General features: G+C 68.0%; 12 protein-coding genes. 7 read left to right on the top strand and 5 right to left on the bottom strand.

The features are described 5' to 3' along the window. The first annotated feature begins 27 nt into the window (after positions 1 to 27). From A7X12_RS04910 to nudC, 3 genes are read left to right on the top strand one after another with little or no spacing between them, the layout of a single operon-like run. Entirely contained in the window at positions 28 to 1,071 is a 1,044-nt protein-coding gene (locus A7X12_RS04910; RefSeq protein WP_064310512.1) for an A/G-specific adenine glycosylase, read from the top strand. Next, positions 1,068 to 2,351, top strand: a complete 1,284-nt coding sequence (locus tag A7X12_RS04905) for a serine hydrolase domain-containing protein (RefSeq protein WP_064310511.1) — start codon at positions 1,068 to 1,070, stop codon at positions 2,349 to 2,351. Before A7X12_RS04910 ends, A7X12_RS04905 begins: the two co-directional genes overlap by 4 nt. Continuing rightward, positions 2,348 to 3,217, top strand: coding sequence for an NAD(+) diphosphatase (nudC, locus tag A7X12_RS04900; protein WP_064310510.1), 870 nt, complete (start codon positions 2,348 to 2,350; stop codon positions 3,215 to 3,217). Before A7X12_RS04905 ends, nudC begins: the two co-directional genes overlap by 4 nt. Before the next feature lie 153 nt (positions 3,218 to 3,370). Here nudC and A7X12_RS04895 read toward each other — a convergent pair whose 3' ends face one another. Further along, complete coding sequence (locus A7X12_RS04895; protein WP_064310509.1) at positions 3,371 to 4,261, bottom strand: prephenate dehydratase; 891 nt, start codon at positions 4,259 to 4,261, stop codon at positions 3,371 to 3,373. Between the two features lie 102 nt (positions 4,262 to 4,363). Between A7X12_RS04895 and A7X12_RS04890 the strand changes: the two genes are divergently transcribed. Further along, positions 4,364 to 5,041: a c-type cytochrome gene (locus A7X12_RS04890; protein WP_064310508.1), complete on the top strand. Its 678-nt coding sequence runs from the start codon at positions 4,364 to 4,366 to the stop codon at positions 5,039 to 5,041. A 57-nt stretch (positions 5,042 to 5,098) separates the two neighbouring features. Here A7X12_RS04890 and prsR read toward each other — a convergent pair whose 3' ends face one another. The 3 genes from prsR to A7X12_RS04875 are packed head-to-tail and all read right to left on the bottom strand — an operon-like array spanning position 5,099 to position 9,890. Further along, positions 5,099 to 6,463: a PEP-CTERM-box response regulator transcription factor gene (prsR, locus tag A7X12_RS04885; protein ID WP_064310507.1), complete on the bottom strand. Its 1,365-nt coding sequence runs from the start codon at positions 6,461 to 6,463 to the stop codon at positions 5,099 to 5,101. Then, the gene (gene prsK / locus A7X12_RS04880; protein ID WP_064310506.1) at positions 6,460 to 8,502 is read right to left on the bottom strand and encodes an XrtA/PEP-CTERM system histidine kinase PrsK; all 2,043 of its coding nucleotides are present in this window, start codon (positions 8,500 to 8,502) and stop codon (positions 6,460 to 6,462) included. Before prsK ends, prsR begins: the two co-directional genes overlap by 4 nt. Further along, positions 8,502 to 9,890 (bottom strand): TIGR03013 family XrtA/PEP-CTERM system glycosyltransferase, encoded by a 1,389-nt coding sequence (locus A7X12_RS04875; protein WP_064310505.1) that lies wholly within the window; start codon positions 9,888 to 9,890, stop codon positions 8,502 to 8,504. Before A7X12_RS04875 ends, prsK begins: the two co-directional genes overlap by 1 nt. A gap of 254 nt (positions 9,891 to 10,144) precedes the next feature. Here A7X12_RS04875 and A7X12_RS04870 point away from each other — a divergent pair, with 254 nt between their 5' ends. Next, a complete protein-coding gene (locus A7X12_RS04870) occupies positions 10,145 to 11,203 on the top strand; it encodes a mannose-1-phosphate guanylyltransferase/mannose-6-phosphate isomerase (RefSeq protein WP_198161884.1) in 1,059 nt (352 codons plus the stop codon). After that, on the top strand, positions 11,203 to 11,535 hold the full coding sequence (locus A7X12_RS04865) for an HNH endonuclease (protein WP_232318364.1): 333 nt from the start codon (positions 11,203 to 11,205) through the stop codon (positions 11,533 to 11,535). The genes A7X12_RS04870 and A7X12_RS04865 overlap by 1 nt, the downstream gene beginning before the upstream one ends. Positions 11,536 to 11,539: 4 nt before the next feature. Here the strand turns inward: A7X12_RS04865 and A7X12_RS04860 are convergent, their stop codons facing one another. Continuing rightward, positions 11,540 to 12,172 (bottom strand): trimeric intracellular cation channel family protein, encoded by a 633-nt coding sequence (locus tag A7X12_RS04860; protein WP_064310503.1) that lies wholly within the window; start codon positions 12,170 to 12,172, stop codon positions 11,540 to 11,542. Positions 12,173 to 12,254: 82 nt separating this feature from the next. Between A7X12_RS04860 and A7X12_RS04855 the strand changes: the two genes are divergently transcribed. After that, positions 12,255 to 12,926, top strand: coding sequence for a YoaK family protein (locus tag A7X12_RS04855; protein ID WP_064310502.1), 672 nt, complete (start codon positions 12,255 to 12,257; stop codon positions 12,924 to 12,926). The last annotated feature ends 84 nt before the right edge of the window (positions 12,927 to 13,010 follow it).

Raw genomic sequence — 13,010 nt, 5'->3', positions numbered from 1 at the left:
GCGGGTCCCCCATGCCATAGGCGGGGCGTGCCCGACAACGCTCCTGAATCGATCGCCCCCGCCCTGCTCGCCTGGTACGACGCAAACGCCCGCCGCCTGCCCTGGCGAGCGCCGCCCGGCGCCGATTCCGCGGAGCCGTACCGGGTGTGGCTGTCCGAGGTGATGCTGCAGCAGACGCAGGTGGCCACGGTCATTCCTTATTTCGAGAAATTCACCAGCCGCTGGCCGAGTTTCGCAGCGATGGCCGCGGCAGAGGATGCTGACGTGATGGCCGCCTGGGCGGGGCTCGGCTATTATGCCCGCGCTCGCAACATGCTCGCCTGCGCCCGCGACGTGGCGCGGCTGGGCGAACTGCCCGACACCGAGCCCGGGCTGCGCGCGCTCCCGGGCATCGGCGACTATACCGCCGCCGCGATCGCCGCGATCGCCTTCGGGCGGCGCGCGGTGGTGGTCGACGCCAATGTCGAGCGGGTAGTGACGCGGCTGTTCGCGCTCGCGGATCCGCTGCCGGGATCGCGTCCGGCGATTCGGCGGCATACCGACACGATCACCCCCGATGCCCGCGCGGGCGATTTCGCCCAGGCGATGATGGATCTCGGCAGCGGCATCTGCACCGTGCGTGCGCCGAAATGCCTGCTCTGCCCGATCGCCTTCGGTTGCACCGCGCGGGCGCAAGGCGATCCGGAGCGCTATCCGGTCAAGGCCAAGAAGGCGCCCAAGCCGCAGCGCCACGGCACGATGTTCTGGCTGGAGCGCGACGACGCGGTGCTGCTCGTCCGCCGGCCGGACAAGGGCCTGCTCGGCGGCATGCGGGCGCTGCCCACCGGGCCTTGGGGCGAGTCGTCCCCGGGCGTCGTCGACGCGCCCGTCGCCACCAACTGGCGGATGTTGAACGAAACCGTCCGTCACGGTTTCACCCATTTCGATCTCGAGGTGGCGCTTGCGACTGCAACAATCCCTCGCCATGCAAGCGCACCCCCCGGCGAATGGTGGCCGATCGCCGACATCGAGTCGGCGGGGCTTCCCACCGTCTTCGCCAAGGCGGCCAAAGCGATACGGAGACTGCGATGACGGCCAAGCGAATGTTCGGACTGATCGGGGCGATGGCGCTGCTGCAGGCGCCGCTGGTGCAGGCCCAGACGGCCCCCGTGCCGGCCCCCGGCAAGGTCCAGAGCTTCGCGCGCCAGACCGTCGCGTCGGGCAAGGTGCCCGGCATCGTCGTCGCTTATGCCAAGGGCCAGGCGCCCGCGACGATCGTCGCCGACGGCCGGATGTCCGACGAGCCGACCTCGCCCAAGGTCAATGGCGACACGCTGTGGCGGGTCTATTCGATGACCAAGCCGATCACCGGCATCGCCGCGATGATCCTGATCGAGCAAGGCAAGCTCAAGCTCGACCAGCCGATCAGCGACTTCATCCCAGCGTTCAAGGACATGAAGGTGCTGGTCGATCCGAACAAGGACCTGACCAGCCGCCCGGCGACCCGGCCGATCACCGTGCGCAACCTGCTGACGCACACCGCCGGGCTCGGCTACAACATCATCACCAAGGGGCCGCTGCTCAACGAGTATAACCGCCTCGGCATCAACCCGGCCCAGGTGAGCGACTCATTCGAGGCGACCGCGCGCCCGGTGCGTCCGGCGACGCTGGAAGAGTTCGCCAACCGCACCGCGACGCTCCCGCTGATCGCCGAGCCGGGTGCCAAGTTCAGCTATTCGATCGGGCTCGACGTGCTCGGCCGCGTGATCGAGGTGGCGAGCGGGATGCCGTTCGACAGCTTCGTCAACACCCGTATCCTCGCGCCGCTCAAGATGACCTCCAGCTATTGGACGGTACCTGCGGGCGAGGCCGGACGGCTTGCCACGGAATACACGATCGTTGGAGTCAACCGCCTGCCGATCGATCCTGGCGCCACCTCGGTCTATCTGAAGAAGCCGAGCTTCCCTTATGGCGGTGCAGGGCTGGCGATGTCGGCGCGCGACTATGACCGCTTCCTCCACATGCTGCAGAATGGCGGCACGCTGGACGGCGTGCGCATCCTCAAGCCGGAGACGGCGGCGCTCGCCATGTCCGACCTGCTGCCGGCAGGCGTCGACAAGACGATGCTTGCGGTGATGGCGCGCGATACCGGGGTGCCGATGGGCTTTGGCGCCGGCGGATCGGTGTTCCTCGCCGACCAGCCGGGCGGGGCGGGCAAGGGCACGTTCGGCTGGTCGGGCGCGGCGGGTACCTTCGCCTGGGTGGACCCCAAGAACCAGGTCCGCGCAACGATGATGGTCAACATCCTGCTTGCCGATCTCGGCCTCAAGGTGCCGGTGCGTGCGGCCGTCTACGCCGATCTGAACAAGTGATCGCGCCCGGCTTCACAGGCGGCACGCTGGACCGCGATGACCGCGTCCGCCATGAACCCGAGCTGCTGGCGGCGGCGCTCGCCGATCCGTGCGCGCGGCTGCTGGTGATGGACGGGCTGGTGCCGCAGCTGGACGGGGAGGGACGGCTGGTCTGGACCGGGCTCGATGCGGCAACGCAGCCGCTGTTGTTCCTCGGCTTCATCGCGGGCGAACCGCGTTTCGTGCAGACGCTGGTGGCGGGCACGCCGCTGCCGCCGGGGCGCCCGCCCGAGCTGTCGGCGATCCTCGACGCCTTCCGCCCCGAGGATGCGGCCAACTACGCGGCGGCGCGCAGCCTGATCGACTGGCATGCCCGCAACGGGTTCTGCTCGCGCTGCGGCACGCCGACCGAGATCTTCCGGGGCGGCTGGGGCCGGCTCTGCCCCAATTGCGGGACCGAGCATTACCCGCGCGTCGATCCCGTGGTAATCATGCTAGCCGAGCATGGCGACCGAGTGCTGCTCGGCCGCCAGCCTAGCTGGCCGCCCGGGCGCTATTCGGCGCTCGCCGGTTTCCTCGAGGTGGGCGAGAGCATCGAGGATGCGGTCCGGCGCGAGACGCTGGAGGAATCGGGCGTGCATGTCGGTGCGGTGCGCTATGTGGCAAGCCAGCCCTGGCCCTTCCCGTCGCAACTGATGATCGCATGCATCGGCGAGGCGCTCGACGAGGAAATCGCGATCGACGCGCACGAGCTGGAACATGCCGGCTGGTTCGATCGCGCGCAGGTGCGCCAGGCGCTGGCACGGGATCCGGAAGCGCCGTTCCTCGCGCCGCCGGGATACGCGATCGCCTATACGTTGCTGAAGGCCTGGGCCGAGGGGGAATAGGCGCGACCGTATCCTCCCCCGCCAGGGGGAGGTGGCGCGCGAAGCGCGACGGAGGGGGAGGATGCCAGAACCTCCCGGCCGTCGTGCTTCCTCCCCCTCCGAGCCGCTGCGCGGCCCACCTCCCCCCGCCAGGGGGAGGATACGCTTTCTACCTTACGGTCGTGGACGTGCCTGCGGATACGTCCCCAGCAGACGCACCCACTTCGAGTGGAAGCCCAGCTCCTCCAGCGCGCGGAGTACGCCCGTGTCGTCGGGGCTGCCGACGATGTCGGCGTAGAACTCGGTCGCCGAGAAGGTCGCTTCGCGTTGGTAGCTTTCCAGCTTGGTCATGTTGACGCCGTTGGTCGCGAAGCCGCCCAGCGCCTTGTAGAGCGCCGCGGGGATGTTCTTCACCTCGAAGATCAGCGAGGTCATGAACGGGCCTTCGCCGGTGATCCCCGGCGCCTCGCGCGAAAGCACCACGAATCGCGTCATGTTGTGCGCGGCGTCCGCGATGTCGCTGGCCAGCACGTTCAGGCCGTACAGTTCCGCGGCATGTGCGGGTGCCAGCGCAGCGACCTTGGGATCGGCCAGTTCCGCCACCATCGCTGCGGCGCCCGCCGTGTCGGGATAGGCGACCTGTGCGATGCCGTGCGCTTTCAACCAGTGGCGGCACTGGCCGAGGGCCTGGGGATGGCTCATCGCCTCGCGCACGCCGGCAATCGGGCCGGTGCCCATCAGCGTGTGGCGGATGGCGAGGAAATGCTCGCCGATGATCGACAAGCCGGATTCGGGCAGCAGGAAGTGGATGTCCGCCACGCGGCCGTGGAGCGAATTCTCGATCGGAATCATCGCCCGGTCGGCGCGGCCTTCCTTCACCGCATCGATCGCATCGTCGAACGAGAAGCAGGGCAGCGGCAGTGCATCGGGAAACGCCTCGCGCACCGCGACATGCGAATTGGCGCCCGGCGCGCCTTGAAATGCCACGGCGCGCGCCGGAGCAGCCTCGGCCTCGGCAAGCATGCGGGCGACGATCGGGCGGGCGGGGGCGGCGAAATTCTCCATGGCGGGCGGGGCTAGCCTCCGGGAAAGCCCGCCGCAAGTCCGCTTGCCTTTGTTGTCGGCCACGCTCTAAAGATGAACCAAAGCACAGGTGGGAGCGGATGGATGCAGGATCGCTTCAATACGATCGCAGGTTGGGCGCTGGCGGGTGGTATCGCCGCCCTTGGACTTTCGATCGCGAGCGCGAAATACTTCCATTCCGAAAAGCCTGAACGTCCCGGCTATGTCGTCGAGGCAGTCGAAGATGCGACCGGCGGCGCCGCCGCAGCCGAGCCGCTGCCGGTACGCCTCGCCAAGGGCGACGTCGCCAAGGGCGAGAGCGGCTTCAAGCAGTGTGCCTCGTGCCACACCATCGCGCAGGGCGGCGCCAACGGCATCGGCCCGAACCTCTACGCCACGCTGGGCGAGGGCATCGCACAGGGCAAGGGCGGCTTTGCCTTCTCCGACGCGCTGAAGGGCGTCGGCGGCAGCTGGGATCTCGACAAGATGGACGCCTGGCTGACCAACCCGCGCAAGTTCGCGCCCGGCACCAAGATGACCTTCGCCGGCATCTCGGATCCGCAGCTGCGCGCCGACGTGATCCTGTATCTCAACAAGCAGGGCTCGAACCTGCCGCTGCCGGCTGCTCCTGCCGCGGGCTCGCAGCCGGACAATGCCGGGGTCCAGAGCAACAGTGCGGCCGAAGGCGCGGACGTCTCGGTGAACGTCCAGCAGGCGACGCCGGGTGAGGGCACGCCCGCCAAGGATCCGCAGGCGGCGGTGCAGGCCGAGAAGAAAAACTAGGCTTCGCGTTTTGATTTCCTGCGCTTTGCTTCCCCCTTCCGGAGGCAGCTGGGGGGATCAGGTCTGCAGGTCGTACGCCTTCAGCAGATCATATAGCGTGGGCCGGCTGATCCCGAGCAGCCGCGCGGCCGCAGAGACATTGCCGTCGCTCCGCGCCAGCGCATGGCGGATGGCCCGGCGGTCGGCTGCCTCGCGCACCGCGCGGAGGTTGATCGCCGCCGCGTCGCCCGGTGCGAGGTCAAGGTCCTCGGCATGGACCGTCTTGCCCTCGGCCATGATCACCGCGCGCTTGATGCGGTTCTCCAACTCCCGGACATTGCCCGGCCAGCCCCAGGCGTCGATCGCCGCGAGCGCGTCGGGGGCGAAGCTCTTCTGCCCGGCCTTCATCTGATCGGCGTAGCGGGCGAGGAAGTGGCGGGCGAGCAGTCCGGCGTCACCCGGTCGTTCCGCCAGCGACGGAATCCGCACGACGATCTCGGCGAGCCGATAATAGAGATCCTCGCGGAACCGGCCTTCCGCCACCATCGCATCGAGGTCGCGATGGGTGGCGCAGACGATCCGCGTGTCGACCGGGATCGCCTTGCGCCCGCCGATCCGCTCGATCACCCGCTCCTGCAGGAAGCGCAGCAGCTTGACCTGCAGCGGCAGCGGAATGTCGCCCACTTCGTCGAGGAACAGCGTGCCGCCCTGCGCCAGCTCGATCTTGCCCTCGGTGGTCTTCACCGCGCCGGTGAACGCGCCCTTCTCATGGCCGAACAGCTCCGATTCGAGCAGCGTCTCGGGAATCGCCGCGCAGTTGATCGCGACGAAGCTGCCGGCGCTGCGGGGGCTCGCCTCGTGCAACCCGCGAGCGAGCAACTCCTTGCCGGTGCCGCTGGCACCCAACAGCATCACCGATACATCGGCACCCGCGACCCGCTCGATCGTGCGGGTGACCTTGAGCATCTCCGGCGCCGCGGTGATCATGCCCCCCAGCACGGCCTTTGCCTCGGCCCGTTCGGCGAGCCGGCGATTCTCCGCCTCCAGCGCATGGACGTGAAAGGCACGGGCGACAATCAACCCCAGCGCGTCGATGTCGATCGGCTTCTGGTAAAAGTCCCAGGCGCCCAGTTCGATCGCGCGGCGCATCGACTCGCGCTCGAAATGGCCCGAGGCGACGATCACCTTGGTGGCAGGGGCGAGCTTGAGGATCGCTTCCAGTGTCGCGAAGCCCTCGCTGGTGCCGTCCGGATCGGGGGGCAGGCCCAGGTCGAGCGTCACCACCGGCGGCTCCTCGGCGCGGAGCATGGTGATCGCCTCGTCGCGGGTCGTGGCGGCGAGAATCGTGTAGCCTTCATAGGCCCAGCGCAGCTGGCGCTGGAGTCCGGCATCGTCCTCGACGATCAGCAACTTTGGCAACAGCCTGATGGACGCCTCGCTCATGCCGCGACCTCCACCGCCGGGGCGGCGCGCAGGACGATGCGGAAGCGGGTGCCCTGGCCCTCGCGCGAATGCACCTCGATCCGGCCGCCCATACCCTGCACCAGCTGCTGCGCTTCGAACGTGCCGAGCCCAAAGCCGCCTGGCTTGGACGAGGTGAACGGCTTGAACAGGCGGTTGCGGACGAAGCTGGGCGACATGCCGCAGCCGCGATCAATCACGTCGATGATGGCGCTTTCCCGGTCGGTGGCGAGCCCGATGCGCACCGGCGCGTCGGCCGGGCTCGCTTCGATCGCGTTCTGGATGAGGTGGACAAGCAGTTGCTCCAGCGCCGCCGGCTCGGCCAAGGCGATGGCGGGCGCTGCGCCCGATAGCAGCGCAACCTGCGCAGGCTGGCGGGCGGCCAGCCGTTCAATCAGCGGCAGCAGCGGGGTGGGGCGCGGCGGCTCGCTGCGCCCGCGATGGTGTTGGCCGAGGCGAGCGAGCAGCGCGTTCAGTCGGTCCGACGAATCGCGTAGCGTCGCGATCATGTCGGCCCGGAATTCGGGATTGTCGGCGTGGCGCTCGGCGTTGCGGGCGGTAAGCGCCAATTGGCTCACCAGGTTTTTGATGTCGTGCAGCAGGAAAGCGAAGCGGCGGTTGAACTCGTCGAAGCGCTGCGCTTCGGCGAGTGCTTCCTGGGCGCGGGCTTCGGCGAGATAGCTCGCCACCTGGCGGCCGGCGGCCTTGAGCAGGTCGAAATCTTCCCAGTCGAGCCGTCGCGCCTCGGCCGGGCGTGCGAGCACGATCGCACCGACCAGCGTACCACGATGGAGCAACGGCACCACCACCCACGCGCTTTCCGTTTCGCGCAACCAGCCGGGGGTCGCATCGGTATCGGCCGCGTCCGCCTGACCCTGCCGAACGGCATCCACCTCGATGATGCGGCCGGTCGATTCGAGGTGCATCGCCAGTGCCGTGTCGGTCACGGGCGGCAGCGTGGCGCGGTCCCAGTGCCAGCCCGCGCCTGGTATCAGCCCGCCCTCTTCGGCAACGAGCAACAGGCCCGCGGGCGAGGCGGTCAGGTCAGCGAGGGCGCGAACGATGCGTTGATCGAGCGGTGCAACGCCCGGCGCCCCCAGCGTTTCGGTGAACCGCAGCCACTCGGCACGATAGTCGTAGCGGTGCCGGAACAGGTGCTTGGCGAGCTTCACCTTCACCCAGCCGCGCAGCCCGCTGTTCGAGACGAGCGCCAGGATCGCGGCCGTCGCCCCGAAGACGAACGCGGTCTGCAACAGCCGGGCATGGCTGCCGCCCAGCGTCGCGAACGCGCTGGTCGCCAGTGCCAGCAGCACGAAATAGGCGCCGACCGCGACGAGCGTCAGCGACTGATAGGCCACGGTCCGGGACATCCGCACGCGCCAGTCGCCGCGCCGCTGCAACCCGAGGCCCATGGCGGCGGCGACACACACCAGCGCCGTTCCGCGCGCGACGAGCAGCAGCCCGGCGAGCGGCACGCCCAGATAGGCGAGGGTAAGGACGGCAAATTCGGTGAGCCACAATCCGCCGACTGCCGCCACCGTCCAGCGCAGGCCCCCGCCCGCGCTATGGGCAAGCGCGGAATGCAGCGCCTGCACCATCACCATCGCGGCCACGGCGACCAGCAGGTGCAGCAGCAGCGCCACCGAGCCTGCTTCCTCGGTCATCGATCCCGGCACCGCGGCGACAAGATCGAGCGCGAACGCCGCCAGCGTCACCAGCGCCACCACGCCGTAGACCGTCTCGAGTGCGAGCGGCGGTCGCGGCTCCCCGGCGCGGCGGTGCAGCAGCAACAGGAAGCCCAGCCAGGCAAATGTGCGCAGCGTTTCGGCGATTCGGGTGGCGATTTCCTGCGCGCCAATGCCGGCGGTTGCCAGCGCCGCCAACGCAGTAAGCGCCAGCGCCGCTGCCAATGCGCGACGCGGCAGCGGGTCCCCGCCAGTGCGCAGCGCGGCGACGGGAAGCAGCGCGAAGAGCAGCGCTGCCAGCGCATGCAGCCAGAGGCTCAGCGCCGCCGTCAGCATCAGCGTGCGCCGCTCGGGAACAGGATGACGCGCGCCGTCTGCAGCAGGATCAGGAGATCGAGGAAGGGCGAATAGTTCTTTGCATAGAACAGGTCATATTCGAGTTTCTGGCGCGCATCGTCGATCGAGGCGCCATAGGGATAGTTGATCTGCGCCCAGCCGGTGATGCCCGGCTTCACCATGTGCCGCTCGGCATAATAGGGCAGGGCCTGTTCGAGATCGTCGACGAATTGGGGCCGCTCCGGGCGCGGGCCGACGAAGCTCATCTCGCCTTTCAGCACACTCCAGCACTGCGGCAGTTCGTCGATGCGGATCTTACGGATGATCCGGCCGACACGGGTGATGCGCGGATCGTCCTTCTCCGCCCATACCGCCTCACCCGGAGCCTCGGCATCCTGGCGCATCGAGCGCAGCTTGAGGACGTGGAAGGACTGGCCGTACAGGCCGACGCGCAGCTGGCGGTAGAGCGCGGGGCCGCGGCTTTCCAGCTTGATCAGCACCGCGGTGACGAGCACCAGCGGCAAGGTAAGCGCCAGCAGCAACAGGCTGGCGACGACGTCGAACAGCCGCTTGAACAGCCCCGACATCATTCGACCCGACGAGAAACCATCGGAGAAGATCAGCCAGCTGGGGTTTACGCTGTCCAGGTCTACCCGGCCCGTTACTCGCTCGAGAAAGGTCGAGAATTCGTTGACATGGACGCCGGTGGTCTTGATGCGCAGCAGGTCCTTCAGCGGCAGCGCATTGCGTCGCTCCTCCAGCGCGAGCACCACTTCGCTTGCGTTGAGCAGCACTACATGGTCGGCGAGATTGTAGATCGCGTCGCGCGCGATCGCTTCCGGGATCACGCGGTTGACGTCGCTCATCGCTACATAACCAACCACGGCGAAGCTGGCACCGGGTATCTTGGAGAGCTGCTTCAGCCGTTCGGCACGGGGGCCGGCGCCCAGCACGACGATTCGGCGCTTGAACGCCTGCCCGCCCAGCGTCTTGCCGAGCAGGATCCGCATCAGCAGCAATAGGGCCACCGCCGCAATGGCCGCGTAGAGCAGGTTCGAGCGCCAGAAGCCGATCGGCGGCAGCAGGAAATAGAGGACGCTAAGGCCCAGCACACCCAGGCCGATCGCCACGCCAAGTCGTGCCAGCGCATGCCGCAGCGATTGCAGCGCCTCTGCCGAATAGACGCCGAGTGCAACCATCGCGGTTTCGATGACCAGGGTGAAGCTCGCCAGCTGCGGCACGCGATCGCCGATCGGGCCCACATCCATCGGGATCTGGTGTGCCCGCAGCTGCCAGCCCAGCTCGCCCGCCGCGATCAACAGAATCACATCCAGCAGGCCGAGCAGGAGCACGGTGTTGGGGACATAGTGCTTGAACAGGCGGATCATGGCGCGCCCCTTGTAGCGCGGAAGGGTAAACGAAACGGATCAAGGGGAAATCATGGGCTTATCCCACCGCATGGCGCGCGGCACTGCGCGGGAAAGGCGCGGCGCCAAGTATCGCTGCGGCAGGCTGAAGTCGCAGGACTGCCCGATTCGGCTGGCGGAAAATTTCTCCTGTCGTAACAAAATCGCCGTGGGCTTGTTTCAGACGAGCTTTACTAGCACTTGCGTATATGTATCGAACACAGGAGCTTCATCGAATGCCGGAATCGAAGCGGATCACGCCTGTCATCCTGTCAGGTGGATCGGGGACCCGCCTTTGGCCCATGTCGCGGCCTGAGCGCCCGAAGCAGCTGCTTTCGCTGACGGCTGAGGAAACCATGCTGCAGCTCACCGTGCGCCGCGCGTCGGGCGAGCGGTTCACCGATCCCATCGTTGTCGCGAACGCGTTCCACGCCGATCTGGTGGAGGAACAGCTCGGCGGCGTCGGCACCGCCATCAAGGCGCTGATCCTCGAACCCATCGGCCGCAACACCGCACCGGCTATCGCCTTGGCCGCCCTTGCCGCGGGCGGCGGCAGCGAACCGATTCTGATCATGCCGTCCGACCATGTCATCGGCAATGTCGAGGCGTTCCACGCGGCGATCGAAGCTGCGCTGCCGCTGGTAAACGAGGGGTGGCTTGTCACGTTCGGTATCGCGCCCGACTCGCCGGAAACCGGCTATGGCTGGATCAAGATCGACGAGGAAGAACTTGCGCCCGGCGTCCACCGTGTCGGCCGCTTCGTCGAAAAGCCGCCCAAGGATCGCGCGGAAGCCATGATGGCCTCGGGGGACCACGCCTGGAACGGCGGCATCTTCCTGTTCCGCGCCGACATGTATCTCGGCGCGCTGAATGATTATGCGCCGGAGATGCTCGTCGCTGCCCAGCAGTCGATGGACAAGGCGCGGCGTGAAGGCACCCGGATATTCCCCGATGCGGAGAGCTTCGCGGCCTGCCCGTCCGACTCGATTGACTATGCGGTCATGGAAAAGGCGCCCCGTGTCGCCGTGGTGCCGGTGGCGATGGGCTGGAGCGACGTGGGCAGCTGGGATGCGCTGCATGCGATCAGCAATCCCGATGCCGGCGGTAACGTGGTGCGCGGCGACGTGGTGGCGATCGAAGCCACCAACTGCCTAGTGCAGAGCGAGCCCGGCAAGCGTGTCGCGCTCGTCGGCGTCGAGGATCTGATCGTCGTCGTCTCCGGCGCGGACGTACTGGTGCTGCCGCGCGGCCGCAGCCAGGAAGTGAAGAAGCTGATCGAGGCAATGAAGGACTGATGCGCGGGCGGGTGCGGCGCAAGGCCGCACTCGCGGCGCTCGATTGGTTGCCGGAGGGGCCGGTGCCGGCGACCTGTGCGCTGTGCAGCCGACCCCTGGGTGCACGAACCGAATGGCACCATCTCGTGCCGAAGAGCGAGGGCGGCCGCGAGACCGTGCCGCTGCATCCGATCTGTCATCGTGCCATCCACGCCAGCGCCAGCAACACCGCGCTCGCGCGGCTTTATCCCACGCTGGATCGGCTGCGCGAACGCGAGGACATCCGCCGTTTCCTCGCCTGGATCGCCGACAAGCCGGCGGATTTCCACGCGCCTACCCGGCGCCGACGCTGATCGCTCAGCGGCCGCCGCGATAGGCCGGCAGTCCCAGCTTCCACACGATCGCCGCGGCACGCAGCGCGAATCCCGCCGAGGCGGCGACCAGCCCGGCCGCGTAGGGCGGCAAGCCCAAAAGGCTCAGCGCGACATAGATGGAGGCGGTCAGCGCCGCTGCCGTTACGTAGAGCTCGGGCCGCATCAGGATCGATGGTTCGCCGGCGAGCACGTCGCGGATGATGCCGCCCACGCAGGCGGTTACCACGCCCATCACCGCAGCGGGCACCGGCGGGATGCCATAGCCGAGCGCCTTGGCCGCACCGAAGGCCGCATAAGCGGCCAGCCCCAGTGCATCGAGCCAGGCGAAGGTGCGGTCACTCCACCAATGTTGCGGCGTGATCCATACGATCGCCGACATGCCCAGGCATAGCGAAGCGACCGTCGCGTCGTGCACCCAGAAGACCGGCGCGCCAATCAGCAGGTCGCGCACCGTCCCACCACCCACGCCGGTGATCAGGGCGAAAAAGGTGGCGGTGACGATGGTCTGCTGGTGCCGGGTGGCGGCGAGCGCGCCGGTTGCGGCGAACACGGCGATCCCGAACAGGTCGAGCCACGGCAGGATGGGACCGATCTGGGCGGCGACCGAACTGTTCATCCGCTCCGTTTGCCGCGTGGCAGCGGCCGAAGTCAAACACGGCCCCTTGGCGAGTCGCGTCGGCTTGGGGCAGAGAGGGGACATGCAACGTACCGAGTCCCCGCTGATCGCACTGGCGATCCTCCTGGCGGCGCTCGCCGGCTTCGTGGATGCGCTCGCCTTCACCAGCCTGGGCGGTTTCTTCGCCTCGTTCATGAGCGGCAATTCTACGCGCCTGGGCGTCGGCCTCGGCAGCGGTTCTACCTATGACGCGGCGATCGCCGCGTCGTTGGTAATGAGTTTCGTCGCCGGGGTAATCCTGTCGAGCGTCATCTTCCGCGCCCGCCCGCAGCGGCACCAGCCGAGGATCATGGCGGTCGTCACGCTGCTGCTCGTGATCGCGGCGCTGGTTGGCAGGCTGATGCCCGGCCCGGTCGTGCTGCTCCTGCTGGCAGCGGCGATGGGCGCCGAGAACGGCGTGTTCCAGCGCGACGGCGAAGTAACGATCGGCCTCACCTACATGACGGGATCGTTGGTCAAGATGGGGCAGAAGCTGGCCGGCGCGCTGATGGGCGACGCCGATCGCTTCGGCTGGCTGCGCTATCTCGCGCTGTGGCTTGGCTTCGTCAGCGGCGTGGTGATCGGCGCCGAAAGTCAGTTCCGCTGGGGCTGGAACGCGCTTTGGCTGGCGCCGGTCTTTTCCGCGGTGCTGACGCTGGTGCTGGCGAGCATGACCCGCCCGCGCGGGCGGCCCGACCTAACCCTGGTACGCTGACCGGTCTCGCAAACACCAGCCCGCCGCGCAAGGATACGACGGCGGGATGTCGCGCGGGCAGATCAAGCGAAGCAGCGGTGGACC

This window comes from Sphingomonas sp. TDK1 (assembly GCF_001650735.1).
In the GTDB taxonomy this organism is placed as follows: domain Bacteria; phylum Pseudomonadota; class Alphaproteobacteria; order Sphingomonadales; family Sphingomonadaceae; genus Sphingomonas.
The sequence above is the reverse complement of the archived record's forward strand: the minus strand, read 5'-3'. Positions and strand labels throughout refer to the sequence as shown.